At 43.6% G+C, this 26,830-nt stretch carries 32 protein-coding genes and 1 tRNA gene; 12 read left to right on the top strand and 21 right to left on the bottom strand.

What is annotated here, in order from left to right:
* Positions 1 to 66 precede the first annotated feature (66 nt).
* From CEW93_RS08670 to CEW93_RS08725, 12 genes are all read right to left on the bottom strand, one after another.
* Positions 67 to 789, bottom strand: a complete 723-nt coding sequence (locus CEW93_RS08670; protein ID WP_089540403.1) for a response regulator — start codon at positions 787 to 789, stop codon at positions 67 to 69.
* Positions 790 to 851: 62 nt separating this feature from the next.
* Entirely contained in the window at positions 852 to 1,274 is a 423-nt protein-coding gene (locus tag CEW93_RS08675; RefSeq protein ID WP_089540402.1) for a F0F1 ATP synthase subunit epsilon, read from the bottom strand.
* Between the two features lie 128 nt (positions 1,275 to 1,402).
* Entirely contained in the window at positions 1,403 to 2,830 is a 1,428-nt protein-coding gene (gene atpD / locus CEW93_RS08680; RefSeq protein ID WP_089540400.1) for a F0F1 ATP synthase subunit beta, read from the bottom strand.
* Between the two features lie 24 nt (positions 2,831 to 2,854).
* Positions 2,855 to 3,247, bottom strand: a complete 393-nt coding sequence (locus CEW93_RS08685; RefSeq protein ID WP_255504047.1) for a hypothetical protein — start codon at positions 3,245 to 3,247, stop codon at positions 2,855 to 2,857.
* Positions 3,248 to 3,267: 20 nt separating this feature from the next.
* Positions 3,268 to 4,137 carry a F0F1 ATP synthase subunit gamma gene (atpG, locus tag CEW93_RS08690; RefSeq protein ID WP_089540398.1) on the bottom strand — a complete coding sequence of 290 codons (870 nt, stop codon included), beginning with the start codon at positions 4,135 to 4,137 and terminating at the stop codon, positions 3,268 to 3,270.
* Positions 4,138 to 4,204: 67 nt separating this feature from the next.
* Positions 4,205 to 5,749, bottom strand: coding sequence for a F0F1 ATP synthase subunit alpha (atpA, locus tag CEW93_RS08695; protein WP_089540396.1), 1,545 nt, complete (start codon positions 5,747 to 5,749; stop codon positions 4,205 to 4,207).
* A 30-nt stretch (positions 5,750 to 5,779) separates the two neighbouring features.
* On the bottom strand, positions 5,780 to 6,328 hold the full coding sequence (locus CEW93_RS08700) for a F0F1 ATP synthase subunit delta (protein WP_089540394.1): 549 nt from the start codon (positions 6,326 to 6,328) through the stop codon (positions 5,780 to 5,782).
* 11 nt (positions 6,329 to 6,339) lie between these two features.
* The gene (locus CEW93_RS08705) at positions 6,340 to 6,810 is read right to left on the bottom strand and encodes a F0F1 ATP synthase subunit B (RefSeq protein ID WP_089540393.1); all 471 of its coding nucleotides are present in this window, start codon (positions 6,808 to 6,810) and stop codon (positions 6,340 to 6,342) included.
* 85 nt (positions 6,811 to 6,895) lie between these two features.
* Positions 6,896 to 7,141, bottom strand: coding sequence for a F0F1 ATP synthase subunit C (atpE, locus tag CEW93_RS08710; protein ID WP_089540390.1), 246 nt, complete (start codon positions 7,139 to 7,141; stop codon positions 6,896 to 6,898).
* Between the two features lie 49 nt (positions 7,142 to 7,190).
* Positions 7,191 to 8,081: a F0F1 ATP synthase subunit A gene (gene atpB / locus CEW93_RS08715; RefSeq protein ID WP_089540388.1), complete on the bottom strand. Its 891-nt coding sequence runs from the start codon at positions 8,079 to 8,081 to the stop codon at positions 7,191 to 7,193.
* A 231-nt stretch (positions 8,082 to 8,312) separates the two neighbouring features.
* Positions 8,313 to 8,711 carry an ATP synthase subunit I gene (locus CEW93_RS08720; protein WP_186727948.1) on the bottom strand — a complete coding sequence of 133 codons (399 nt, stop codon included), beginning with the start codon at positions 8,709 to 8,711 and terminating at the stop codon, positions 8,313 to 8,315.
* Between the two features lie 130 nt (positions 8,712 to 8,841).
* Positions 8,842 to 9,699: a metal ABC transporter solute-binding protein, Zn/Mn family gene (locus CEW93_RS08725; RefSeq protein ID WP_255504049.1), complete on the bottom strand. Its 858-nt coding sequence runs from the start codon at positions 9,697 to 9,699 to the stop codon at positions 8,842 to 8,844.
* 183 nt (positions 9,700 to 9,882) lie between these two features.
* On the opposite strand from CEW93_RS08725, the gene CEW93_RS08730 reads away from it, so the two are divergent.
* The 6 genes from CEW93_RS08730 to gluQRS all read left to right on the top strand — a co-directional run bounded on the left by CEW93_RS08730 (position 9,883) and on the right by gluQRS (position 14,205).
* A complete protein-coding gene (locus CEW93_RS08730; RefSeq protein WP_089540384.1) occupies positions 9,883 to 10,374 on the top strand; it encodes a Fur family transcriptional regulator in 492 nt (163 codons plus the stop codon).
* Positions 10,331 to 11,080, top strand: a complete 750-nt coding sequence (locus tag CEW93_RS08735) for a metal ABC transporter ATP-binding protein (RefSeq protein WP_089540382.1) — start codon at positions 10,331 to 10,333, stop codon at positions 11,078 to 11,080. The genes CEW93_RS08730 and CEW93_RS08735 overlap by 44 nt, the downstream gene beginning before the upstream one ends.
* Positions 11,081 to 11,087: 7 nt before the next feature.
* The gene (locus tag CEW93_RS08740) at positions 11,088 to 11,891 is read left to right on the top strand and encodes a metal ABC transporter permease (RefSeq protein ID WP_089540380.1); all 804 of its coding nucleotides are present in this window, start codon (positions 11,088 to 11,090) and stop codon (positions 11,889 to 11,891) included.
* Positions 11,892 to 11,940: 49 nt separating this feature from the next.
* Positions 11,941 to 12,756 (top strand): metallophosphoesterase, encoded by an 816-nt coding sequence (locus tag CEW93_RS08745; protein WP_089540378.1) that lies wholly within the window; start codon positions 11,941 to 11,943, stop codon positions 12,754 to 12,756.
* A gap of 108 nt (positions 12,757 to 12,864) precedes the next feature.
* On the top strand, positions 12,865 to 13,275 hold the full coding sequence (gene dksA, locus CEW93_RS08750; RefSeq protein WP_089540376.1) for an RNA polymerase-binding protein DksA: 411 nt from the start codon (positions 12,865 to 12,867) through the stop codon (positions 13,273 to 13,275).
* 3 nt (positions 13,276 to 13,278) lie between these two features.
* Complete coding sequence (gene gluQRS / locus CEW93_RS08755; RefSeq protein WP_089540375.1) at positions 13,279 to 14,205, top strand: tRNA glutamyl-Q(34) synthetase GluQRS; 927 nt, start codon at positions 13,279 to 13,281, stop codon at positions 14,203 to 14,205.
* On the opposite strand, the gene CEW93_RS08760 is transcribed toward gluQRS, so the two are convergent.
* Both CEW93_RS08760 and murD read right to left on the bottom strand, forming a co-directional pair.
* On the bottom strand, positions 14,202 to 15,380 hold the full coding sequence (locus tag CEW93_RS08760; RefSeq protein ID WP_255504050.1) for an FtsW/RodA/SpoVE family cell cycle protein: 1,179 nt from the start codon (positions 15,378 to 15,380) through the stop codon (positions 14,202 to 14,204). The two genes, gluQRS and CEW93_RS08760, sit on opposite strands and share 4 nt — an antisense overlap.
* Positions 15,381 to 15,454: 74 nt before the next feature.
* Positions 15,455 to 16,849, bottom strand: a complete 1,395-nt coding sequence (murD, locus tag CEW93_RS08765) for a UDP-N-acetylmuramoyl-L-alanine--D-glutamate ligase (RefSeq protein ID WP_089540373.1) — start codon at positions 16,847 to 16,849, stop codon at positions 15,455 to 15,457.
* Positions 16,850 to 16,962: 113 nt separating this feature from the next.
* Between murD and glnK the strand changes: the two genes are divergently transcribed.
* Entirely contained in the window at positions 16,963 to 17,301 is a 339-nt protein-coding gene (gene glnK / locus CEW93_RS08770; RefSeq protein ID WP_089540371.1) for a P-II family nitrogen regulator, read from the top strand.
* Positions 17,302 to 17,343: 42 nt separating this feature from the next.
* Here glnK and CEW93_RS08775 read toward each other — a convergent pair whose 3' ends face one another.
* The 3 genes from CEW93_RS08775 to CEW93_RS08785 form a co-directional block, all read right to left on the bottom strand.
* On the bottom strand, positions 17,344 to 17,703 hold the full coding sequence (locus CEW93_RS08775) for a hypothetical protein (RefSeq protein ID WP_089540369.1): 360 nt from the start codon (positions 17,701 to 17,703) through the stop codon (positions 17,344 to 17,346).
* A 131-nt stretch (positions 17,704 to 17,834) separates the two neighbouring features.
* The gene (locus tag CEW93_RS08780; protein WP_089540368.1) at positions 17,835 to 18,074 is read right to left on the bottom strand and encodes a hypothetical protein; all 240 of its coding nucleotides are present in this window, start codon (positions 18,072 to 18,074) and stop codon (positions 17,835 to 17,837) included.
* Positions 18,075 to 18,079: 5 nt separating this feature from the next.
* Positions 18,080 to 19,000 (bottom strand): DNA/RNA non-specific endonuclease, encoded by a 921-nt coding sequence (locus tag CEW93_RS08785; protein ID WP_089540366.1) that lies wholly within the window; start codon positions 18,998 to 19,000, stop codon positions 18,080 to 18,082.
* A 59-nt stretch (positions 19,001 to 19,059) separates the two neighbouring features.
* Here CEW93_RS08785 and mutY point away from each other — a divergent pair, with 59 nt between their 5' ends.
* Positions 19,060 to 20,229 carry an A/G-specific adenine glycosylase gene (gene mutY, locus CEW93_RS08790; RefSeq protein WP_089540364.1) on the top strand — a complete coding sequence of 390 codons (1,170 nt, stop codon included), beginning with the start codon at positions 19,060 to 19,062 and terminating at the stop codon, positions 20,227 to 20,229.
* Here mutY and CEW93_RS08795 read toward each other — a convergent pair.
* Positions 20,226 to 21,068 (bottom strand): polyprenyl synthetase family protein, encoded by an 843-nt coding sequence (locus CEW93_RS08795; RefSeq protein ID WP_370511949.1) that lies wholly within the window; start codon positions 21,066 to 21,068, stop codon positions 20,226 to 20,228. The genes mutY and CEW93_RS08795 overlap by 4 nt on opposite strands.
* A 264-nt stretch (positions 21,069 to 21,332) precedes the next feature.
* Between CEW93_RS08795 and CEW93_RS08800 the strand changes: the two genes are divergently transcribed.
* A tRNA-Phe gene (locus tag CEW93_RS08800) sits at positions 21,333 to 21,408 on the top strand.
* A 102-nt stretch (positions 21,409 to 21,510) separates the two neighbouring features.
* Here the strand turns inward: CEW93_RS08800 and CEW93_RS08805 are convergent.
* The 3 genes from CEW93_RS08805 to trxA all read right to left on the bottom strand — a co-directional run bounded on the left by CEW93_RS08805 (position 21,511) and on the right by trxA (position 24,000).
* The gene (locus CEW93_RS08805; RefSeq protein ID WP_186727949.1) at positions 21,511 to 21,954 is read right to left on the bottom strand and encodes a hypothetical protein; all 444 of its coding nucleotides are present in this window, start codon (positions 21,952 to 21,954) and stop codon (positions 21,511 to 21,513) included.
* A gap of 262 nt (positions 21,955 to 22,216) precedes the next feature.
* Positions 22,217 to 23,482, bottom strand: a complete 1,266-nt coding sequence (gene rho, locus CEW93_RS08810) for a transcription termination factor Rho (RefSeq protein ID WP_089540360.1) — start codon at positions 23,480 to 23,482, stop codon at positions 22,217 to 22,219.
* A 197-nt stretch (positions 23,483 to 23,679) separates the two neighbouring features.
* Positions 23,680 to 24,000, bottom strand: coding sequence for a thioredoxin (gene trxA / locus CEW93_RS08815; protein ID WP_089540358.1), 321 nt, complete (start codon positions 23,998 to 24,000; stop codon positions 23,680 to 23,682).
* 175 nt (positions 24,001 to 24,175) lie between these two features.
* On the opposite strand from trxA, the gene CEW93_RS08820 reads away from it, so the two are divergent.
* The 3 genes from CEW93_RS08820 (at position 24,176) to CEW93_RS08830 (ending at position 26,807) form a co-directional block, all read left to right on the top strand.
* The gene (locus CEW93_RS08820) at positions 24,176 to 24,928 is read left to right on the top strand and encodes an RluA family pseudouridine synthase (RefSeq protein ID WP_089540357.1); all 753 of its coding nucleotides are present in this window, start codon (positions 24,176 to 24,178) and stop codon (positions 24,926 to 24,928) included.
* A gap of 173 nt (positions 24,929 to 25,101) precedes the next feature.
* A complete protein-coding gene (gene hemC, locus CEW93_RS08825; RefSeq protein WP_089540355.1) occupies positions 25,102 to 26,046 on the top strand; it encodes a hydroxymethylbilane synthase in 945 nt (314 codons plus the stop codon).
* Entirely contained in the window at positions 26,043 to 26,807 is a 765-nt protein-coding gene (locus CEW93_RS08830; RefSeq protein WP_089540353.1) for a uroporphyrinogen-III synthase, read from the top strand. The genes hemC and CEW93_RS08830 overlap by 4 nt, the downstream gene beginning before the upstream one ends.
* Positions 26,808 to 26,830 lie beyond the last annotated feature (23 nt).

The raw sequence follows: 26,830 nt of genomic DNA on the forward strand, positions 1-26,830 counted from the left end.
ATAAAAGCCAGCACAAAGCTGACTTTATCACACAACCCATACACATGGCTTGTAACCATTTGATGATTAACCACCATCTTTGACAAATAAATAACCCTTGCTTCTGACCGTCTTAATGCGTTTTGGATTTTCAGGGTCATCACCAATTTTTGGGCGAATACGTGAGATACGCACATCAATAGAGCGGTCTTGACCATCATACTCAATGCCACGCAAACGCTCAAAAATATCTTCACGAGATAAAATCCGTCCTGCATTAGATGCCAAGAGCCACAACAAATCATACTCAGCACTGGTGAAATCCACCAATCTATCCCCAAGCATGACAGAACGACCGCCATTATCAATCACCAACTCACCAAATTCAAGACGTTGTGGTGCTTCATGGCTAGGTGTGGCCTCAGAACGGCGGAGCAATGCACGGATACGAGCCAAAAGCACTCGGGGCTGAGCAGGTTTGGCAACATAGTCATCTGCCCCCATCTCCAAACCCAACACTTGGTCCATGTCTTCGGTACGAGCAGTTAGCATAAGTATTGGCTGACTGTAATGCGGACGCACTTCACGACACACCGTCAAACCATCAGAACCGGGAAGCATGACATCAAGCACCACCAAATCAGGCTGTTCACTAATGATACGGCGAATGGCACGAGTACCATCAGTTTCTATGGCAACATCTAAACCATTGCGTCTTAGATAATCTTGCGTTAATGTCGCCAAACGCTCATCATCTTCAACAATCAAGATGCGTGGTATGTCTTCTTTATCAGATACAGTTAATGCCATGTGTTATCCTTATAAATCAATGACCAAAGGGGGCGAAACTCACCATTAGTTTAGCACATTTATTAACCGCCAGCACGATTTTTGTATTTTTGAATGGTTTGTAGCTGTGCTAATGACTCCGCTAAGGCTGCTAAGGCTGCTCCTGTTTGTACATCACTGCTTTGATTGGCAAGTAATTGTTCGGCATGACGGCGAGCTTCGGCGATTTTTACTTCATCTAGGTTGCTAGCACGCTCCGCAGAATCTGCCAACACAGTAACCATATGGGGCTGAACTTCTAAAACACCACCTTTAACATAAATCACTTCATCTGTACCGTCTGCAGATTTTAAGTGCATGGGACCAGGTTTTAACAAGGTGATTAATGGCGTATGTCCTGCCAAAATACCAAGCTCGCCATCATGACCTGTCGCAACAAGCACATTAATATCCCCAACATATAACTCTTCTCTGGCACTTACCACTCGGCATTTAAAGGTTGCCATCACATACTCCTTTTCTCAACATCATGTTGATTGTATCAAAAATTTTCACTTTTGAAAATACAAACCAAACAAGAGATTTGCCACTATCATCAGTACACAAATCCCTTGTGGTGTTAAGCATAAATGACTTATGCTCCTTGTTGTAGTTTTTCGCCTTTTGCAACCGCTTCATCAATACCGCCCACCATATAGAACGCTTGTTCTGGCAGATGGTCGTATTCGCCATTGATAATCGCTTTAAATCCAGCAATGGTATCACGCAAAGCAACATATTTACCTGGTGCACCTGTAAATACTTCGGCAACATGGAATGGCTGAGATAAGAAACGCTGAATCTTACGAGCACGATAAACAACCAACTTATCTTCTTCTGACAATTCGTCCATACCCAAAATGGCAATGATGTCTTTTAGCTCTTTATAGCGTTGTAGCACTTCTTGCACGCCACGAGCCACAGTATAATGCTCATCGCCAATCACTTGTGGGTCAAGCTGACGAGAAGTTGAATCTAGTGGGTCAACCGCAGGATAGATACCTTGTGATGCAATATCACGGCTAAGTACGACGGTTGCATCCAAGTGAGCAAAGGTGGTCGCTGGTGATGGGTCAGTCAAGTCGTCCGCTGGCACATAAACCGCTTGCACAGAAGTAATAGAGCCAGACTGTGTTGATGTAATACGCTCTTGCAAAATACCCATCTCTTCTGCCAAAGTGGGCTGATAACCTACCGCAGATGGCATACGTCCTAACAATGCTGACACTTCTGTACCTGCTAGGGTATAACGATAAATGTTATCCACGAACAACAGAACATCACGACCTTTACCAGTTGCTTCGTCTTTTTCATCACGGAAATATTCTGCCATGGTCAAACCAGTCAAAGCAACACGCAAACGGTTTCCTGGTGGCTCATTCATCTGACCATATACCATGGCTACTTTTGATTTGGTGAAGTCTTCGGTATTAACAACACCTGCTTCTTGCATCTCATGATAAAAGTCATTACCTTCACGAGTACGTTCGCCCACACCAGCAAATACAGACAGACCTGAGTGTTTTAAAGCAATGTTATTGATAAGCTCCATCATATTAACGGTCTTACCAACACCAGCACCCCCAAACAGACCAACTTTACCACCTTTAGCAAATGGACACAGCAAATCAATTACTTTAATGCCTGTTTCTAGCAATTCAGTTGAGTTTGATTGCTCATCATAGCTTGGTGCATCACGATGAATGGACCATGTTTCTTGGGCATTGACAGGACCTGCTTCATCAATTGGGCGACCTAGTACGTCCATGATACGACCCAAAGTTGCTTGACCTACTGGCACAGAAATTGGCGCACCAGTATTTGAAACACTCAAACCACGTTTTAGACCTTCGGTTGAACCCATGGCAATGGTACGCACCACGCCATCACCTAACTGCTGTTGTACTTCTAAGGTTGTTTCGGTACCATCTACATGAAGTGCGTCAAAAATTTGGGGGACTTGACCACGACCAAACTCAACGTCAATTACTGCACCGATAATCTGCACAATACGACCGCTCATTGCGTTCTCCTAATTATTTATAACTTACTCTGCGATGCCTGCTTTTGTTTGATTGGCAGTTTCTCTAAATGTGTAATTAGAAACCACACCTTTACCATCAAACAAAATAACAAGCTCTTTTGTCTGAATATTCTGACCTTGAGAGAAGAAATTATAAGGGATAAAATTTCTTGCCATTGGTTTAGATTTTGAATGACGATACGTCCAAACTTCATTGCCACTGTCAGTAAAAGACACACTATCAGCAGAACCAAAAGCATTTGTAATGTCCTGCTTAGTTGTTTTACCTTTTACAATATGGGTGTCAATGCTTTGTTGTGTTTGCTCTTTCATGGCAACATTACCTGTTGAAACACAGCCTGTTGCTAGCAATGCCACTGCCAAAGATACGCCAATACAACGCAAACGAGTGTTCATAAAAACTCCAACTCTTAATATTAAGAAACAGCAGCCGCACCACCAACAATCTCCGAGATTTCTCGGGTAATTGCTGCTTGACGTAATTTATTGTAAACCAACTGCAACTCTTTAATTAAATTACCAGCATTATCTGTCGCCGCCTTCATCGCCACCATACGAGCCGACTGCTCTGATGCGATATTTTCAAGCACCGCTTGATAAACGATGGATTCTACATAAAGCCCCATCAATCTATCAATCAACGTCTTTGTGTCTGGCTCATAGATATAATCCCATCCATGAGTGGCAGTTTTTTCTTCCAAAGCACCTTCGGGCAAAGGAACGAGCTGGCTGATAGAAGGTTTTTGAGTCATGGCATTGATGAATTGATTGTATACCAAATAAATGCGATCCAAACGACCTTGCTCATAATCATCAAGTATGGCTTGAACAGGAGCAGATAATTGCTCATAATTTGGGCTGTCGCCATAATCAGTCAAAGCAGAGCTGACTTTGCCACCAAAGCTTTTAAAAAAACTCACGCCCTTTGAGCCAATGGCAGCAAACTCAATTTCAACAGATTGTTCTTGATATTCCTTTACAGACTTTAATAGTTTTTTAAACAAGTTAATGTTTAATCCGCCTGCCAGACCACGGTCTGACGTAACTACGATAAATCCCACTCTATTTACAGGGCGATTTATCATATAAGGGTGCTTATAGTCTGACTGAGCTTGTACCAAATGCGAAATCACACGGTACATACTCTCAGCATAAGGGCGACCCATCTCCATGCGTTCTTGGGCACGACGCATCTTACTGGCAGCCACCATTTGCATGGCACGAGTAATTTTTTGGGTGCTTTTAATGCTGGTTACTTTTGCACGTATTTCTTTTAAGCTTGCCATAAGTATTCCAATACTGGATTTTTTAAATGGGTTTATGGTGTATCATTAAGATACACCATATTGCTTCTTAGTAGCTATGAGAAGATTTAAATGATTCAATTGCAGACTTAATGCGTTTTTCAATGTCATCATTATAGTTAGCAGTCTCATCAATCTCTTTCATCAAATCAGCATGGTCGTTACGTAAATAACGAAGCAATGCTTCTTCAAAAGCACCAATCTTCTCAACAGGTACATCCGCTAAATAGCCTTCGTTTGATGCATAAATCACGGTTGCTTGGTCAGCGATGGACATTGGGGCGTATTGTTTTTGTTTCATCAGCTCAGTAACACGCTCACCATGTTCAAGCTGTTGCTTGGTAGCATCATCAAGGTCAGAAGCAAATTGAGCAAATGCCGCCAACTCACGATATTGTGCTAATGCCGTACGAATACCGCCTGAAAGTTTTTTGATGATTTTGGTTTGTGCAGCACCACCAACACGAGATACCGAAATACCAGCGTTTACCGCAGGGCGAATACCTGAGTTAAACAGGTTTGATTCCAAGAAAATCTGACCATCTGTAATGGAGATTACGTTGGTTGGTACGAATGCTGATACGTCCCCAGCTTGGGTCTCAATGATGGGCAGGGCGGTCAATGAACCAGTTTTGCCTTTAACTTCACCGTTGGTAAATGCTTCTACATAGTCAGCATTAACACGAGATGCACGCTCTAACAGACGTGAGTGCAGATAAAACACGTCCCCTGGATAAGCTTCACGCCCTGGTGGACGACGAAGTAGTAGGGAAATTTGACGATAAGCAACCGCTTGTTTAGACAGGTCGTCATAGACAATCAGAGCATCTTCACCACGGTCGCGGAAATACTCACCCATCGTACAACCAGAATAAGGAGCGATGTATTGTAATGCAGCAGGTTCAGATGCTGATGCCACCACGACGGTGGTGTATGCCAAAGCACCTGTTTCTTCTAATTTACGTACCACGTTAGCAATGGTTGAACGCTTTTGACCAACTGCCACATAAATACACTTAATGCCAGAATGCTTCTGAGCGATAATGGCATCAATTGCCAAAGCAGTTTTACCAGTTTGACGGTCGCCAATGATAAGCTCACGCTGACCACGCCCAATCGGAATCATGGTATCAACTGCTTTATAGCCTGTCATTACTGGCTCATCAACAGATTGACGTGCAATAACACCAGGAGCAATTTTTTCTACTTTATCAGTTAATTTGGCATTGATAGGACCTTTACCATCAATAGGATTTCCCAAAGCATCCACGACACGACCTAACAATTCAGGACCTACGGGTACTTCTAGGATACGACCTGTACAAAATGCCTTTTGACCTTCTTGCAAAGCCAAATAATCGCCCAACACTACTGCACCAACTGAGTTTTGTTCAAGGTTAAGTGCCATACCATAGACACCCCCTTCAAACTCAATCATCTCACCATACATGGCTTCTTCTAAACCATGAATTTGTACAATACCATCAGAGACACTGACGATGACGCCTTCGGTTTTTGCGGTCGCACTTACGTCAAGGTCTTGAATACGCTGCTTAATCAGATTGCTGATTTCGGCTGGATTCAATTGTTGCATTGCCTTGTTTCCTTTAAATTAGACAGCCACTTATGCAGTTAGCTGAGTCTTTAATTGTTTTAACTTGCCACGCACTGAGCCATCAGTAAACTTGTCGCCTACTTTAATGGTTGCCCCACCCAATAATGCTGGGTCAACTTCTTCATGTAAAAGAACGATTGAACCTGTTGAAATTGCCAGACTCTCTTGTAAAGTTTTGCGTTGCTCTTCGGTTAAGGGATAGGCTGAAGTAACGTAAGCATCAATCACGTTGAGTTCTTGCGATAGCAGCTTACTGTAATAAGAATGAATTTCAGGCAATAATGCCAATCTATCATGTTCTGACAACTGAGAGATAAAATTTGTCAGTGCCACAGAAGATTGTACTGCAACGCCATCTGAATAAATATCCATCAAAACAGTGGCTCGTTGTGTTGCAGAAATGGCTGGATTGCTAAGTAACGCAGAAAATTCTTCATTGCTGACAACTTGACTGGTCGCCGACAAAAAAGATTCCCATTCTTTAATCGCATTGTGTTCTTTAGCATAGTCAAATGCCGCTTTGGCATAAGGTCTTGCTAAGGTAGATAATTCAGCCATGATACCCTCTATTACAGATTAGCCGCCAACTCTTTTAGCATGCTATCGTGTTTTTGTTTATCGACTTTGTCTTGCAAAATCTTTTCTGCTCCAAGCACGGCAAGGTCAGCCACTTGCTCACTTAAATTTTTGCGAGCTTTTGCCACTTCTTGCTCCACGCTGGCATGAGCCGATGCAATGATACGCTCACCTTCAATGCGGGCTTGCTCTTTGGCATCTTCAATCATCTTATTGGCAGTTTTATTTGCTCTTTCAATGATGGAAGCCGCCTCGGTTTTTGCCGCCGCAAATTCTTGCTCAGCTCTTTGCTCAGCAGAAGCTAAATCCGCCTTTGCTTTTTCAGCAGCATTTAAGCCTTCTTCAATTTTGCGTTGTCGTTCGTTAATCGCTCCGATGAGTGGCGGCCATACGAATTTCATGCAAAACCACACAAAAAACGCAAAAGCAATCATCTGACCGATAAGAGTGGAATTAATATTCATCCAATCACCTCATGTGTTCGTGAAAGTCAGGTGATAGCCAATTCTGGTTTACGGCCAGAATTGGACACTGACCGCTTCAACTTACTTATGCAAGTGGGTTGGCGAATAGCAAAAGCATGGCAATACCAACACCAATCATCGGTACGGCGTCAAGAAGACCTGCCACGATGAACATTTTGGTTTGAAGCTGTGAACCTAGCTCTGGCTGACGAGCAGTACTTTCTAAGAATTTACCACCTAGTAGAGCAAAGCCAATACCGGTAGCTAGTGCACCAGCACCAATAAGAAGAGCCACTGCAAGTAGAGTGTACTGAGCGATAACTGGATCCATGATGTCTCCTTAGACCTATATTAAGGGTTAAAGTTTAAAAGGTTTCAAATTAATGTTCTGCTGTTTGTGAGATGAGCGATAGATAAACAATCGTCAGCATCATAAACACGAACGCCTGTAAAGTGATAACTAAGATATGGAAAATTGCCCAACCCAAGTGTAATGGCAGTGCCAATGCATTTACAAAGAAACTGTTTGCCATGTACATCAGTGCAATCAAAATAAAGATAAGCTCACCTGCGTACATATTACCAAACAATCGCAGACCAAGCGAGATTGGTTTGGCAATCAAAGTTACTGTTTCTAGGATTAAGTTTACAGGGATAAGTATTGCTTGTAAAATTGGGTTTTTTGCACTAAATGGGTGTAGGGTAAACTCACCAATAAAACCACCCACGCCTTTGTATTTTAGACCAAAGCCAATGATAAGAAAGAACACACAAAACGCCATACCAAGCGTGATGTTTGGGTCGGTACTTGGTACAATCTTAAAGTAAACATGATGTGGGTCATGTCCCATTGCCGCCCCAATCATCTGTGCAGAATAGGGGATAAAATCAACAGGAATCAAATCCATCAAGTTCATTAAGAAAATCCACACAAAGATGGTCAGTGCCAGTGGAGCAATCAGTTTTGATGTGCCATTATAGGATTCACGCACGCTGTTGTCCACAAACTCAACAATCATCTCAATGAATGCTTGCAGTTTTGTGGGTACACCTGATGTCGCCTTACGTCCTACTGCCAAAAATAATGCACAAAAAAAGATACCCAAACCAATAGACCACAGCATAGAATCTAGATGAATGGCTTTAAAGCCCATCTCTGCGGCTTCCTGAGCGGTGTGTGCCACTTTCCAGCCCTGTTCTGGGTGATAACCATACGTCCAGTTGGTTAAATGGTGAGCAATATAATCCGAAGATGTTTGTTCAGCTGCCATAATAAGCTCTTAATTCAAACAAAAAGGTTGTGTTTACACACGCCAAAAGAATCAAATATGGAAGGGAAATCCCGACCGAAATATCATGTGTTGTAAATCAATCCAACTGTTTTTAAAAACCACACATAGGCGTGTATTGTATTGTAAGCAAGACAATATGTAAAGAGAAAATGCACTTTTTCTTGCTGAATTTTTGCAATTTTATCGTTTTTTAGAAAAAATAAGCAAATTTTAAAATTTTGACCGCCACATCACCACATTATGCCCAAACTGCATGAGTATGTAGCCAAGCAACACCACAGGGGCGATGATGGGTTTTATCCACATAAAAATCATGGCAAAGCCCACAATGGTCAATACCCATTTGACCACTTGTCCTAAATATAAATGCAACACAATTGCTTGGCGTGCCTTCGCCCCTGTCAAACGATAGGCGATGAATGTAAATGCCATCTGAGCAACATAAGACAACAACGCCCCAAGCATCATGCTCTTTGTGGTAATCTGTGGCTGACCCATCACCAAACCAAGCAACAAACCTGCCACCATCAAAAACAACACACCCCAAAACTGGCGGATTTGTAGGGCAAAAATCTTCGCTTGATGTGTCTGCCGAGCAGGTTTGGTCATAAGATACCCATTTTGGACTAAAATCAAGCGTTTGGCAACAAAAACCATTAAAAATAAAATGATTATAAGAAGTTTTTAACGTGCTGACAAGTCATTTTACAATAAAAATACTGATTATTTTTAAATAAAATTATCCCGCCTGTCCGCAAGCATAAATTTTTTGTACCGATGCCATCCATGCCTGCACAAAATCATCATAATCGCTTAAATCTTCTTGCAATAATACCACCGATGTGCTACCTAGTTTATTTAAAATGCCTTGGGAGACATTTTGCTGAGACACAAGGCACATGGACGTTTGGGGGCGGTTGTCGTTTAACAGTTTGATTTGGCTTGCCTTAGGTGATAAATGATGGTCAGGCGTTAATGCTCCCACAAAGCGTAATTGGGCGGATTTTTCTAGGTATTGATAAGCATCATGATACGCCCAATAAGGCATTGGTTTGGGTGATATGGCACGTACTGCTTTGTCCAACTCTATGGCAAAATTTTGGGCGTTTTTTTGATAAAGGGCTTTATTGGCAGGGTCAGCATGGCCATGAATCACCGCCAACGCTCGTACGATGGCTTTGGCATTGGCAGGGTCTAGCCAAATATGTGGGTCAAATGTATTTGGTCGCACCACACCATCAATCTGACGCAAAGGCAGACGCTCAAAAGCTTTAAAACGATATAAAGCGATGGCGTTGGGGGTGTTTTGCAAAGCATTCACCAAATTTTGTTCAAGCTCTTGACCAAACCAAACCACAAAACGGCTGTCTTTAACCAGTTTTATCTTGCTGGGCGACAGCGAGCCATGATGACCGACATCGCCAGATGATAGGAGCATTTGAGCAGGCTGAGCCCCTTTGGTAACGGCATTGGATAACAACAAAAGCGGATAATTACTGACACTAACCACATCAGCATTTGCCATCATACACACGCCTAGCACCACACTCATCATTAAGGTTTTGATAAGACGGCTAATTTTTAAAATGGCTTTCACAATCTCACCTTTTTATCAATAAAATGAGTGTATTTTATCATAAGAGATGATAAATGTTATATAATATCATCATAAATCCTGACGATAAAAGTGAATATTTTCATTGGGATTGGGCTTTTTGGCAGTTTTAGTAGAGCATAATATGCGGTATAATATTTCATACCCAAACATACAGAGAGATTCATGTCAGACCATCACGACCATCAGCACCACGTTCACAGACACGACCCAAAAGAACACCTAGAATACGCCAAAGCCTACTGTGAAGCTCGTGGCACACGCTTTACGCCTTTGCGTGAAGAAGTGTTCTCTCTTATTTTATCTTCCAACAGGCCGCTTGGGGCGTATGACCTGATTACCGCCCTACAAAACAGACGTCAAGCCACAGATTCAAAAAACAAAAATGTCGCACCGCCAACCGTGTATCGCTCGTTAGAGTTTTTACTGAGTGAAGGGTTGATTCATCAGCTCAGCTCCATCAACGCCTATGTGCCATGTTGCCACCCCCGTTCAGCCCACACAGCAGCATTTTTAATTTGTCAAAAATGCCACAGCGTAGAAGAATGTAGCAACATCCCTGTTAATGCCATGATAGATTTTGTCAAAAATGATGCAGGGTTTGAGATTGAACATGCAGTCATTGAACTTCGGGGCGTATGCCGTGCCTGCCGATGACCTACTATTGACACTAGATGATATTGACTATCAGATTGGTGGCAGTCAAATTTTAAATAACGTGAGCTTATGTATCCATCAAAAAGACACCATCAGTCTCATCGGTCCAAATGGTGCGGGCAAATCCACCCTAGTCAAGCTCATACTCGGACTCATATCACCCACATCAGGCAAAATCATCAGGCACACATCACAGATGAGTTATGTTCCCCAAAAATTTAGTGTGCCAACCATCTTACCCCTACAAGTCAAAGATTTGCTCAAACAAAGCCATCCCAATCACCTAACTGCCCCCCAAAAGCAATTTGTGTTGGATAAATTATTTTTAGAGCCTTTACTGTCTCGGCAAATCCACACTTTATCAGGGGGTGAGACCCAACGTGTTCTAATGGCAAGAGCATTATTGGATAAACCCAGCCTGCTTATCTTAGATGAACCCATGCAAGGGCTAGACCCTGACAGCGAAACGCTGTTATATGAGTTTATTGACAATATGCCTAATTTTTTACAATGTGCCATGTTGGTTGTATCACATGATTTGCATTGGGTAATGAAAGGCTCACGCCATGTTGTTTGTCTAAACAAACATATCTGCTGTCAAGGTGTGCCTGCTGACATCGCCATTACTCCAGAATTTACCGCCTTATTTGGGCAATACCAAGTCCCTTACGTCCATCATCACGACCACTGTCAGCACCAATCCTAAGAAAACTATGAACGACTGGCTACCCATCATCGCCCCTGCTTGGATAGCAGGCTCACTACTTGCCCTACTGTCTGCCCCCCTTGGTTGCTTGGTGCTGTGGCGACGCATGGCTTTTTTTGCAGATATGCTTGCTCATGGGGCGTTATTTGGGGTCGCCTTGGCGGTATGGCTGTCTTTACCTTATGATTTGGGCGTCATCTTGGTGGGTGGCGTGGTCGTGGCAATCCTAACCATCATAGAAGATAAACGCCTGCCAAGCGATGCTGTGCTTGCTGTACTGGCATCTAGTTTGTTGTGTTTGGGGCTTTTGACCTTAACTCAGCTCACCCAACAACAAGCCAACGTCTTAGGATTTTTATTTGGCAGTTTGTTAGATGTGGATTGGACAGATTTACCACGTTTGGTGGCGATTGTGGTCATTGGGCTGATTTTTTTAATGTGGATTTGGCAAAAACAACTCAAACTCGCCACACATCTTGAACTTGCTCAAATTTCAGGCATCAATCCCACCACCCAAAAGCTCTTTTTTATGGGGCTGTTGGCAGGGTTTTGCACCGTTGCCTTACAAGCGGTAGGCAGCCTACTTATCACAGGACTGCTTGTGTTGCCCGCCTTAACCGCTCGCCTGCTGGCTGTTTCTCCCAAACAAATGGTGATATTTGCGATGATTATTGCCCAAATTGCTGTCAGTGCTGGTGTGTGGGGCAGTGTTTGGCTGGACGCTCCCACAGGGCTGTCCATTGTTTTGACTTTATCAATGGGATTTTTTGGGGTGCTTGGTCTTAGCAAGGTTTTTAATCAGCATTCGTGATGTGTTTGATGTGTTTATAAGCCACTTATCATCTGTATAAATCTTAGTCATGTCAATCTTAACCATACCCCCTTATCCCACTTGCTTGCACGCCACGCACAGCTTTACCATCGCCCAAATCAGCGATTTGCATTTGTCTGACCATGACAGCACAAGTTTTGATAAATTTTTGGCGGTATTAACTCTTGCTCAAAGCCACGCTCCTGATTTATTATTACTCACAGGCGATTTGGTCAATGATGGTGTCGCTAGGATTTATGATTGGCTATTTCATCAACTAAACAGCACCAACATTCCTTTTTTGTGTCTGGCGGGCAATCATGACCTGACACATGAGCTAGGGGATGATTTGCCCTTTTATAAGCGGATATTTTTGCCCATCAACGCTGATGGTCGCTTGATTGACACACATCGTCTTGTGATTGAGTTCCCCACTTGCCAATGGCAACTGTTGGCGGTCAATTCTGCGGTTAATGGACAAATTTATGGCAAACTTTGTAATGATACTTTATCATTTTTAAATGCCCATTTGACAGGCAACCTACCTACCATCATTGCCCTGCACCACCACATCATACCAGTTGGTTCGGCATGGATTGATAAGCACATACTTGTTAATCGCCATGAATTTTGGCAACTCATCACTCCCCAAGTGCGTGCCATATTGTCAGGTCATGTTCATCAGGCTTTTGCCATCACACCCCCACAGCGACCAAATTGCACCGTTTATACCACACCTGCTACCGCTCGTCAGTTTTTGCCTTTTAATGATGATTTCGCTTTGGATACAATGGCAAGTGGTTTTCGTCTGTTATGCCTACATAATGACCAAACCATCAGCAGTCAAGTGATACGCTTGCCATAATGGCACGAATATTGCTTATTTTTCGTCAGCAATTTTTGCTTGAAAAACAAAAATCCACCCCAATCTAGGCGGAGTTTTGCCCTTTTAACGCCAAACTAAGGATATTGCATGAGCTTTGCTCCCTATCAACCCACCAAAGATGAAGAATATATGTCAGATAAGCAGTTGGCACATTTTAAAGCCATACTGCTCAACTGGAAAAGTGAGCTTTTGGTGGAAGCTGAACGCACCAAGGACTATATCAACGAAGAAACCGAAGCGATGGCAGACATTAACGACCGTGCCACCCAAGAAGAAGAATTTGCCTTGGCACTTCGCACCCGAGACCGTGAGCGTAAACTGGTGCGTAAAATTGACAAATCCTTAGCTGAGATTGAGACGGGTGATTATGGGTTTTGTGAAACCTGTGGTACAGAGATTGGCTTACGTCGCTTGGAAGCTCGCCCTACTGCCACACAGTGTATTGACTGCAAAACCATGTCTGAGATGAAAGAAAAACAAAACCACGGACACCACTAAGCCATGACCACTCGCCCCATCGTTGGGCGATTTGCCCCATCGCCAACAGGACACCTACACTTAGGGTCATTAACCACGGCGGTGGCAAGTTTCTGTCATGTCAAATCCATGGGCGGGGATTGGCTGGTGCGAATAGAAGATGTGGATTTTGAGCGATGTAAGCCAAAATTTGCCACATCCATTTTAAATGATTTGGATAATCTAGGTTTGCACTCTGATGGCACAATCATCTTTCAATCACACCGCACCGACATTTATGAGACATACATTCATCAACTATCAGCCATCAGCTATCATTGCACCTGCTCACGCAAAGACTTGGCAAATCATGCCATACCTGCGGTGAGCTTTTATGATTTATCCATCAAAGATTTAAATCTTGCCCCCATTTATCCACGTTTTTGTCTGCACAAACAGTTATCAAACAATAAAATCCGCCTGTGCCTGCCTGATGTGCTTAGCGCCTTTTTTGATGGCATTCAAGGGGTGGTTTGGGACAATCCTGCCAAAAGCCTTGGGGATGTCGTCATCAAACGCCAAAACAACATGATAAACTACATTCTCGCCTGCACCATTGATGATGGATTACAAGGAATCAGTCATGTCATGCGTGGGCTTGACATCATGCCTATGACCATCGCTCAGCTATGTATCGCACGTTTATGTGGTTTGCCCCATGCTGATTATTTTTATCATCTGCCACTTTTGATGAATCAAGATGGACAAAAACTCTCCAAACAAAACCTTGCCACCCCCATAGACACCAGCACACCTGATAAAGCAAGCGACCTGTTATTTCAGGCTTTGACCCTACTAAATCAAAACCCACCAAAAGACCTACATAAAAACCCCCCTGCCGTGATATTGACATGGGGGATAAACCATTGGGACAATCAGCGATTACATGGAGCAACGCTCGGTGCTTTTTAGTACTCTCTGTTTTTGTTTTGGTTATTAATCTCATCGCTTTGATGTGCCACTTTTAGCACGATGGCAATCATCATCATAAACATGAGCATTGACGACCCCCCATAACTATAAAATGGCAAAGTCAGTCCTTTGGTGGGTAATGCTCCCATGGTCATGCCTGCATTGATGACGATTTGACCAAACAAAATCGTGGCAAAACCAAACAGCATATAACTTAGACGTAATTGACGCCGTTTTAGGGCAACATAGCTGATACGCATGATACAAAACAAAATGACACAAAGCAGCCCCAAAACAGATGCCACTCCCAAAAACCCCAACTCTTCGCCTGTGATGGCAAGAATAAAGTCAGTATGAGCCTCGGGCAAGTGCGACAGTTTTAGTACACTATCACCATAACCAACACCCGTCATCTCCCCACGCCCAAACGCCACCAACGAGCGAGACAACTGAAAATCAGTATTTTTGACATCATCAAAAGGGTCTAAAAAAGACATCATTCTAAATTGACGGTATCTTTCTATCCACAACGCAATTGCCAATAGTGGAATGACGATACACAATAACGCCAAATGGTGCCGAAATGGCGAACCGCTCACAAACAATACCACAAGTGCTGTGGCGGCAATCACCATCACCGAACCCCCATCGGGCTGAAAAAAAATTAAAACCAACACAGGGCCATACCACAAAAGCAGTCGCCACCCCGCCAACATACTTTGCCTAACCTCCGCTGAACGCCTGACCACATAATCTGAAATAATCAGCACCATCAGCAGTTTGACAAACTCTGTTACTTGTAAATTTATCACCCCAAAATCTAGCCAACGCCTTGAATAATTAATCGGTGTCGTAAACAGCGTCAGTATCAACAAAAGTATCACCAAAAGCCATGCTGACAACATCAAAGGAAAGCTAAAATACCACTTTAATGGAATGTGATACACCACCCAGCCTGCCACCAGCCCAACCCCAACATAAGTCGCCTGAAACCAAAAAAACCGCAATTCAGGCATGTCATGCAACACCGCAAAGGGAATGGACGCTGATGCAATCATCAATAAACTAATGACAATCAACATCAATAATGCTGATGCCAAAAGATTACTGGCTTTGGGAAAATAAGGCGAATCAAAAAAATTCGCCATCTTAAATTTTTGGGTAGGCGTGGTCATGGTCTAAGCATACAAATAAAAACAGCTTTATTATAAACCACTTCTGCCATTTTGCAAAAATAATGAGCGGTATTTTAATCACAGACAAGTGCTTGTACCAGTTGTACAAATTTATCCCCACGCTCACCATAGTTATCAAACTGGTCAAGACTGGCACACGCAGGCGACAAAAGCACCGCTTTGACATCGCTTTGACTGGCAAGCGATACCGCCTTATCAAGCACTTGCGCATGCACAATACGCTCACCAAAATCCACCACGTCCATCAGTGCTTGTGCAATCATCTGAGCATCTTGTCCAATCAGATAAATCCGTCCAGCAAATTTATCAGCAAATGGCGCCAACTGCCTAAAATCCTGCCCCTTGGCTTGACCGCCCAAAATCAATGCCAGCGACCGCTCACCATATACCACCCCAAGCCCATCAATGGCAGAGATGGTCGCTCCGATATTTGTGCCTTTGGAATCATTAAAATACGCTCGCCCACCAATGTCCGCCACAAACTCACAGCGATGGGGCAGCCCTTTAAATTTTTGTAAAGTATCTAGCATGGCACTCATTGGCAGTCCCACCGCACTTGCCAAGGCCAAGGCGGACAAGGCATTTAACAGATTATGTTTGCCCTTGATAAGTAGCTGTTTTGATGACAATAATTTTTCACCTTGATGACACAGCCAAATTTGCTCACCTGTCTCATCGCTTTCGCCTTTTAGACAAAAATCCGCCACAAACCCTTCGCCAATCTCACCACTGGTGCTTATCATTTGGCAATCTTTGGGCAAATGAGCAATACAAATGCGTGCCAACTCTTTATCATCAAGCCATACCACCGCATTTTTTGCTTGCTCAAAAATGCGTAATTTCTGGGCAAGATAACCCGCCATATCACCATGACGGTCAAGGTGGTCTGCTGATAAATTTAAAATAGTCGCCACATCTGCTGACAGCTCTGTCATCATTTCAAGCTGAAAGCTAGACAGTTCAAGCACAACCAGCTCCATGCCATCTATATCAAGCAAATCAAGGGCTGGCGTGCCGATATTGCCACCTACACCCACGATTTTACCTGCCGTCTTTGCCATTTCCCCAACAAGCGTGGTTACGGTAGATTTGGCATTTGACCCTGTGATGGCAATGATGGGTGTATGTGTGTTATTTTGCTCATCTTTTTGTCTTAATGCTTCAATAAACACCTGTACATCACTCACCACACTCACACCATGTTCCATCGCACGAGCAATTGGCATGATGGCAGGGTCAATGCCGGGACTGATGACAATTTTATCGGATTTTAAAAGTATGTCTGTATCAATGCCACCAAAATAAGTCTCCACACCCTGTGGCAGCTTATCCGCCAAAGCAGGAAAACCGCCGTCCGTAACCGCCACCGTATGTCCTTGACTTGCCAAAAACTTAACCGCAGAAAACCCTGAACTGCCCAAGCCAACAACCGTATAAACTGCCATCATATTATCCTTTTAAAAAGTAAAATTATTATTCTATCAGAATTGCTCTGGCGATTGTTGGTTTTTTGGCGAAATTCGCCTATAATAACCAAAGCTATTTTACTGATAGGATTTTTATGAAACTTGTAAGTGCCATCATCAAACCTTTTAAATTAGACGATGTGCGTGAAGCCTTATCAGACGTGGGTGTCAATGGCATTACCATCACCGAAGTGAAAGGATTTGGTCGCCAAAAAGGACACACTGAGATGTATCGTGGGGCAGAGTATGTGGTGGATTTTTTACCAAAAATCAAAATTGACATTGCCTGCACAGATGACATGGTGAACGAGATTGTACAAGCAATCATGACTGTTGCTAACACAGGCAAGATTGGTGATGGTAAGATTTTTATCACACCGCTTGAACAGGTGATTCGCATTCGTACAGGTGAAACGGACGAAAACGCCCTATAAAATAAAAAAATCCCTACTAATATGTAGGGATTTTAATTGCTCTTATTGTCTTACGCCAGTTTGCGTGCCTGCACGGCTGGTGATAGTGATATTGTTGCCATTGATGGTGATATTTGCTGTGCCAGAGATGGGTAAGGTTGGGTGTTTGCCTTTGCCTGCATATTTGCCACCACCTTGGGACTGGATTTCACGAATGACCACTGCCCCTTCACGCTTTTTGGCTTTTTCGGTCAAACCTTTTGTCATGACCGCCTGATAGCCCTTGCCTGCTTTACTGATGGTCAAAATCGCCTTAGCTTCACCCTTTTCACTCATCTTCCAAGTACCAACGATGGGGTCATTAGCAAATGCCACCCCTGCCATCATCAGACCGCCTAGCACAACCAAAGAACGTAACTTCATAATAACTCCTTGATAAAGTTATAAATTTTAAGTAATAAACCACCAAAACAGGTGTACGCTTATTATAAGCAAGCCCATCTAAAAAATCAAACACAAACCTTGCTGTATTTTGTGGGCTGTGTAGGATTTTTTTAATCATCAAAGGGATTGCTTACCAAGCCTTGTGCCTGCATGGGGGGTAAATCCTGTTTGGGCTTGTCCATGCTTTCTAACAAATTTTTGGCAAACTCATACAAAGCTTGGGCTTTTTTTCTGCCATCGTCATCATGACCAATTTGCACATCCCCCACGATAATTACGCTGTCGTATTGATTCTCAAAAGTCAAAGACCCAATTTGTAGAACTTCATGGTCATTTTCAAAAATATTCATATCAGCTACTTTAAGATGTTTATCAAAAATTTTAAAATCTCCATCACCATTGCCACCCACCCTGACACTTCGTTGGTGTCATTTTGGTTCTTTGGGGTTTGGTTGTCCGTGCCAACATCATCAGCAGTCATTGGCAAATCAAACGCCACAGACTGTGTCTGCTCTTTTAAGTTTGGCAAAGGATTGATGCCTGTCTTGGTGCTAAACTCCGCCACACTTAAAATCTTGGTGTCATGATTTTCGCCATTGACAGAATAATAGACGCCTGCTTTGTCTATGCTGGGTATATACACCGCCTTAAAAAAATGACTGGGAACAAGCACGCCCGTGCCAATGGTGGCAATATTTTTACCTTGAAACAGCACGCCTGTTACCACATAAATCTCACCATATTTAACCGCCAAAGAGCGAGTAGCGGATTCAATATTTCGCCAAACATTGCGGTTATGTGTACCATTTTGGGGAGCGATGTTGGCCAGACTAAAACTGTCAAATTGCTGAGATGTGCTCGCCATGTCGCCATTAGGAGCAAGATGTCCACGGTCAAAGCCTGAGCGAGAATAGTCCGACAGCTCTGCTCTTGACTCTGCGGGCAAGCGACTTTCTGCATGAAAGTTGTCTTCACGAGTCAGCTCTTTTGCCATCGTAATGCGGGCTTTGGTCAGATGCTCTGCTGACCAAATGGGTGTGCGTGAAACCCCAGAATGTAGCACAGCAAAGCCATCAAAGCACAACTCATGGGTGTTTTTGGCAAGGCGTTTGCCTTTTGTGCCTGTCAAAATGGGGGCTTGCCCTGCATAAAAATGATGTGAGCAAACGGCTAAATTTTGGGCAGTATTGGCATTGGTGTTGATGTTTTGACCTACATGGGTGGCAACTGCCGTCAAGGGCATCATCAACAGCCCCAATAAAAGATAATTTTTCATGACAGTATTATAGCAAATTTCCTATAAAAATCACAAAACAGCCCCATAAAGTATTTTTTATGTCAAATAATCTCATGAACAAAACCACTTTTGCCCCACGCCTACTGACTTGGTTTGCCACGCACGGACGACATGATTTACCTTGGCAGTATCACCATCAAGACACCGCCGACATTTATGCCGTATGGCTGTCTGAGATTATGTTACAACAAACCCAAGTGGCAACCGTGCTGACGTATTTTCCCCGTTTTATTACAGCTTTTCCCACCGTACAAGATTTGGCAAAAGCCGACTGGGACGATGTGGCTCATTTGTGGGCAGGTCTGGGTTATTATGCTCGTGCCAGAAATCTGCACCAAGGAGCAAAACAAGTCAGCACATTTATTGAGCAGTTTGGTCATTTCCCCCAAACGCTTGATGAATGGCAACACATACGTGGCGTGGGTCGCTCTACCGCAGGGGCAATTGTCGCCATGGGCGTGCGTGGGCGTGGCGTGATATGCGATGGCAATGTCAAACGAGTGCTGACACGTTGGGCAGGCATAGATGGCGACATCACCAAATCTGCCACCGACAAACAGCTGTGGGAGCTTGCCGAACAACTCACACCCAATGATGACAGTGGTAAATTTGCCCAAGCCATGATGGACTTGGGGGCGACCTTTTGTACTCGCACACGCCCCATCTGCACCACCTGCCCGCTATCTGCTGACTGCACCGCTTATCAAAATGGCAATCCCACCGCCTATCCCATTAAAACCAAAAAAGCCAAAAAACCTCACCGCCATTCGCTTGTTTTTGCCTTGCATTATGATGATAAAATGCTGTGGGTAAAACGTACCAGCAGTGCAGGTTTAGGCATTTGGGAAGGCTTGTATGCTTTGCCCATGCTAATGATTGGTGATGATGATAAAAATCTGACCATCAGCAATTTAACCCGTGCCAAAAATTTGTATGATAATTATCCAAATTCCCAGCCACTTAGTCTTGCTGAACAACAGGTTTTGGAGATTTTACCAAATATGGATTTACATATTGACAAATCCATCAAACACACGCTGACACATTTTCATTGGCAGCTGTCTTTGGTAAGCATACAGCTTGATAAGGTGTTATACCAAACAATCACGCACGCCCTAACCGCCATCAATGCAGATTTTGTTTGGCAAAATCACCCCCAAAGGCTTGGCATACCCAAGGCGATGGAAAAGTTATTGACAAACCCTTAATAACCCCTTTTTTGTAACCATGCCACCAGTTGTAACAGCAAATTATCATCACCAAACTGTGCCACTTGCTGTTTTGCTTTATCAAACAAGTCATCAGCATAAGCACGAGCTTGCTCAACACCAAGCAATGCCACATAAGTAGATTTTTGTAGTTTCTCATCGCTGCCCGATGGCTTGCCCAGTGTTTTGGTGTCTGCAACCACATCAAGCACATCATCTTGCACCTGATAGGCAAGCCCGATAAGCTGGGCATAGGTTTGTAGCTTAGCAAGCGTTTCATCGCACGCCCTAGCACATACCGCCCCCATCAGCACACTTGCTTGTATTAACGCCCCTGTTTTGTCTTGATGAATACGCTCCAACTCATCTTTACCAAGCCATCTTTGCTCGCCATTTAAATCCGCCTGCTGCCCTGCCACCATTCGCCGAGCGTTGATTGCCAAAATTTTGGTCAGCTTAGCAAACACCACATCATCCACATCGCCCCAAACATCATCACCAAGCACTTCAAAAGCAAGCGATTGCAAAACATCGCCCACCAGCATGGCAACTGCTTCACCATAGAGCACATGGCAAGTTGGCTTGCCACGGCGTAATTCATCATCGTCCATACATGGCAAATCATCATGCACCAACGAATAACTGTGTATCATCTCAATGGCAAGCATGGCACGGCGTACCTGCTGAAAATCTCTCTCATCGCCACCTAATGCCAAAAAAGTCGCCAACACCAACAATGGTCGCACACGTTTACCGCCATTAGATAATGCATAAACAGACGCTTCCCCCAAAGGATTTGGCAAATCTGTCCGCTTAAACACCTGCCCAACATCCGCCATCAAACATGTTTGCACAAAATCAAGCACGCTTGATAGCTTATTTTTATCCACTGCCAACCCATCAAACATCATACATCACACCCATTGTCATCAAAATGTCGTATCATACCCCAAAACCTGCTATTTTTGTGAAATTTACCCAATAAATCTCTAACATTTAAAAAAATTTAAAATTTTATGCAAAAAGTACTTGCAAAGTTCTCAAATTCATATATAATGTGCACCACTTAACCAATAAAGTTAGATAAACTTAGGTTAAAGTTTGGCGCGGTAGCTCAGTCGGGAGAGCAACGGATTGAAAATCCGTGTGTCGGCAGTTCGATCCTGCCCCACGCCACCATATATCAAGACCCCTTTTCTTTGAAAGGGGTTTCTTATTTACAAAGAAAGTAATTGCCAATAAAAAAGAGCTGAAAAATCAGCTCTTTTTGTACAAACCAAATTATTTGGCAGCTTCTTTGGTTGCGTCAGCAGTTGCTTGGGCAGCTTCTTTGGTTGCGTCAGCAGTTGCATTAGCGGCATCTTTAACAGCATCAGCAGTTGCTTGGGCAGCACCTTTGGTCGCGTCAGCAGCATCTACGGCAGCGTCTTTTGCTTCTTTGGCAGCAGCCTCAGCGTTTTCAGCAGTTGCTTCTGCTTGTGTAGCAGCATGACCTGCGGTTGCCTGAGCGTCGTTAGCAGCAGCTTTTGCAGTATCAGCAGCTTGTTGAGCAGTGTCAGCAGCAGCCTGAGCTGTGGCAGTACCTGCTTCCTTAGCAGCGTCTTTTGCTTCGTTAGCAGCTTGTTGAGCACCGGCGGCAGCGTCTTTTGCTTCTTCGGCTGGCTTTGAGCAAGCAGTTAGGGCTAATGAAGCGATAAGGGCAGTGATAGCTAATTTAGCTTTCATGAAAATTTCTCCTTGGAAGAAATCAAATATTAGACAAAAAACCCACACTACTCAATACATAAAAATGCAACAAATAGACATGAGCCTGACATACTTAAAACTACATTGGCGAATTATATCCGAATCTATTTAAAATAGAAAGAGCTTTTCGTAGCATTTCCCATAGAAAAAGTAACAATAGGTTGCTATTTTGGCTAATTTTTGAACATTAATTACATAAATTATACATAATTTATATTTTGTTACAATAATCAGTCCAACTCTATTGCACTTTTTTTGTCATATTACCAAAAAACTCATCATTTGTTTTGGCATCTTTTAGGCGGTCAAGCAAAAATTCAGTGGCTTGATAGTCGTCCATTGGTTGTAACAATTTACGCAACACCCACACTTTACGAAGCATCTCTTCATCAATCAAACGCTCTTCACGGCGTGTGCTGGATTTTTTGATATTGATGGCAGGGAAAATGCGTCTTTCGGCAAGCTCACGCTCTAAGGTAATCTCTTGGTTGCCTGTGCCTTTAAACTCTTCAAAAATCACGCTGTCCATTTTGGAGCCTGTGTCCGTCAAAGCAGTAGAGATGATGGTCAAACTGCCACCTTCTTCTACGTTGCGAGCCGCTCCAAAAAAGCGTTTTGGGCGTTCTAGGGCGTTGGCGTCCACACCCCCTGTCAAAACTTTACCACTAGATGGTATCACCGTGTTATAAGCACGAGCCAGACGCGTGATGCTGTCCAACAAAATAACCACGTCTTGTTTATGCTCAACAAGGCGTTTGGCTTTTTCAATGACCATCTCCGCTACTTGAATATGTCGCTGTGGTGGCTCATCAAAGGTGGATGCAACCACTTCACCACGCACTGTACGCTGCATTTCGGTAACTTCTTCGGGGCGTTCGTCAATCAGCAACACAATCAAATAACATTCAGGATGATTTTTGGCAATCGCTTGGGCGATGTTTTGTAAAAGTACTGTTTTACCTGCCTTAGGTGGTGCAACGATGATAGAACGCTGACCCTTGCCAATGGGAGCAATCAAGTCAATCACACGCCCTGTCAAATCTTCGGTGGTGCCATTACCCACTTCTAAGCGAAGTTGCTGGGTGGGGAAAAGGGGTGTTAAATTTTCAAAAATCAGCTTATGGCGTGAGCGGTCTGGGGTGTCAAAATTAATCTCACTCACCTTTAATAAGGCGAAATAACGCTCACCATCTTTGGGGGGTCGGATTTGCCCTGCGATAGAATCGCCAGTTTGTAGATTAAAACGGCGGATTTGACTGGGGCTGACATAAATGTCATCAGGACCTGCCAGATACGAGCCTTCGCTTGAACGCAAAAAACCAAAACCATCTGGCAAAATCTCCAAAACGCCATCGCCATAAATCGGCTCGCCATTATGAGCATGGGTTTTTAGTACGGCAAAAATGATGTCTTGTTTACGACTGCGAGCCATGTTTTCTAGCCCCATTTGTCCAGCAATGAACAAAAGTTCGCCAACAGACTTGCGTTTTAATTCGGTTAGGTTCATAAAATAGGTCTTACCATACACGATGGGTGTAAGCGGAAGTATTTTGAAAGATTTAGAAAGGATAAAAAGAAAAAGCAGACGATTGCCTACTTAGCCATTAATAATAAAAGATGACACCCTTTGTTGTCAAGTGATTTTTGGGATTATAAATAAAAAAGTTTGGCACATTCCCAAACTTTTTTATCATTGGCTAACAATTAAAGATGTTTGTTGAGCAGCTCCACAAACTCTGATTTTGGACGACCGCCAACCACAGTTTCTACTTTTTCACCGTTTTTAAAGACAAACAGCGTTGGAATGCTACGAATGCCAAAACGTGCTGATGTTTGTGGGTTGTCATCCACGTTTACTTTAACGATTTGAAATTTGTCAGCGTACTCAGTGTCAAGCTCATCTAAAATCGGAGCAATCGCTCTGCAAGGACCGCACCATGCTGCCCAAAAATCCACAAGCACAGGCTTGTCAGATTGTAGCACATCTTGGTCAAAGGTGGCGTCTGTGGTGTTAATGATACTCATGATAATGCCTTTGTAATGAATGTAAATGCTAATTAAGGACAGTTTTGGTAATTTCAAGTATGTCTGCAAAATCATACCAAGCCCTACCCATAACTCGTGCTATAATAACAAAATTTTGGCAATGATGACGATTAAATTTACCAAAAGATGAGTTTTAACAATTTAAGTGATGCCCATGACTGACCAGACCGCCAAGCCAGACCGCCTAACTGATGAAAAAATCGCCCTTTTAAACACCCAAGAAACCGCCCATCATGATGGGTTTTTTGATGAGTTTATCCGCTCAATCACGCTTTATGAAGATAATGACATTTGGGTGGGCGATAAACCTGCTGGACTGTTAAGTGTGGACGGACGCACCTTAAAGGTGAGCTTGCAATCTCGGCTACTTCGGGTCAATCCCAACATCAAACTCATTCATCGACTAGATATGGACACCTCAGGTCTGATTATTTTTGCCAAAAATGAACATGCCCAAAGCCACATTGCCAAACAGTTTATTGACCGCATGGTTAAAAAAGAATATCAAGCGGTGGTATTTGGTACAATCAGTCATGATGATAAAAAAGGCACCATAGATGTGCCTGTTCGCTATGAACCAAGCACCAAACCCCGCCACATTGTAGATATGACATGGAACAAACCTGCTTTGACGCACTATGAAGTCATGCACCATGAACTGCGTACCGACAACAAAGGCAAAGCTCATGCGGTAACTCGGGTGGCTTTATATCCTGTTACAGGACGTAGTCATCAGCTTAGGGTGCACATGGTACATATTGGACATGTGATGATAGGCGACCCCATTTATGCCCAAAATACCGCTTTGGAGCTTGCACCCCGCCTAAATCTGCACGCCCATAAATTACGCCTAAAACACCCCACCAATGGAGCATGGCTAGACTGGGAGAGTGAAGTGCCTTTTTGATGTGTTTTCATCACCCCACTTTGGTTTTATACTTGGGCTGATGGGCTGTTGTGTTATTGATGACAGCAACTTGCAGCGATTTTTCGTTATGACACATGCATCAAAAAATTTTGCCCTTTTTGGTCTAAAATGCTAAGATAACCCTTTAATTTACCACGGCATATCATCACATCATGAAAAAACTCACCATTGCCACACGTCAAAGCCCACTTGCTCTATGGCAAGCCAATTTTGTCAAAGACCATCTGATGGCTTTATATCCCAATCTTGAAGTTAATCTATTAACCATGGTTACTCGTGGCGACAAAATCCTAGATACGCCCCTTGCCAAAATCGGCGGTAAAGGCTTGTTTGTCAAAGAATTGGAACAAGCCTTATTTGATGGTACAGCAGACATCGCCGTGCATTCATTAAAAGATGTGCCAATGGTGTTGCCTGATGGCTTGATGCTCGGAGCATATTTGGCTCGCCACACGCCAACTGATGCGTTTGTTTCAAATAAATATCAGCACATAAACGACCTGCCCCAAGGAGCCATCGTTGGCACATCAAGCCTACGCCGTGAATGCCAAATCAGACGACACCGCCCTGACTTAGACATTCGCTCACTGCGTGGTAATGTTGGCACACGACTTGCCAAACTTGATGATGGTGAGTATGATGGCATTATTTTGGCGACCAGTGGACTACAAAGACTTGGGCTAAATGCACGCATTCGTCATGAATTAGACACCAATATTAGCTTACCTGCGGTAGGTCAAGGAGCGTTGGCGATAGAATGTCGTCATCATGATACAGACACGCTTGCCCTGCTTGCCCCTTTAAACGATGACAACACCCGTTTGTGCGTACTGGCTGAACGTGCCATGAATCATGCCTTAGAAGGTGGCTGTCAAGTGCCGATTGCTGGTTTTGCCACTTTGGCAGAAAACAGCCTACACATGGAAGGTCGTGTTGGCACGCCTGATGGACAAACTTTGCTGATTGCCAAAAGCAGTGTCGTTTTACAAGACAACCAAGCACAAAACGAACAAAACGCCATCCAGCTTGGCAAAGACATCGCTACCAACCTAAAAAACCAAGGAGCGACCAACATACTTACTGCTTTGTACGCATGAATGCCCTATTTATCAATACTCGCCCCAGCCACAAAGCAGATTTTGATTTGCCCATACCAAGCACACGCCTGCCTTTATTAAACATTCGCCATGTTGATAAATTAAGCAACCAAGAAAATGTGTGGCTGACAGAGTTTATCCAAGGCAAAATCCAAACGGTGGTCGTGGTTAGTACAGAAGCAGTCAAAGGGGCATTAGCACAGCTAAAACGACATGGCATACATCACGCACAAGATTTGCCCCATTGCCCAACCATGATAGCGGTTGGTAAACCCACCAAAAATGCCTTGGCAGAGTTTGGCTTTAACGTCATCACACCAAACGAACACGCTTTACCCATGAGTAATGAAGGCATGATACAAATGCCACAGCTTAGCTGTCTAGGTGATGGTGATACAGTGATGATATGGCGTGGCGTGTGTGGTCGTAGAGTGCTACATGATGATTTGGTAAAACGTGGCGTTAGTATCAAAGCGATGGTCTTTTATGAGCGATACACCCCACACAATCTGGCAGATGACATGGCTCAACTGTTTGCCAAGACACCAACAAACACGCAGTTATTTGTGCTTATCAGCAGTGCCATGGGTCTTAATGGCTGGGTGGCAAATGACCCACGCACACATCAGATAAGCTTTATCACTTTGGGCGACAGACTTGCCAAGCTTACCAAACGGCATTACCCAAACAACAACGTTTATCAAACGGACAAACTTAGCAATCAGCAAATCGTCGCCATCTTAGATGGTGTGATGCATTAAAATTTAAGCCACGCCCAAACATC

The sequence above is a fragment of the Moraxella sp. VT-16-12 genome, from assembly GCF_002224245.2.
Lineage (GTDB): Bacteria > Pseudomonadota > Gammaproteobacteria > Pseudomonadales > Moraxellaceae > Moraxella.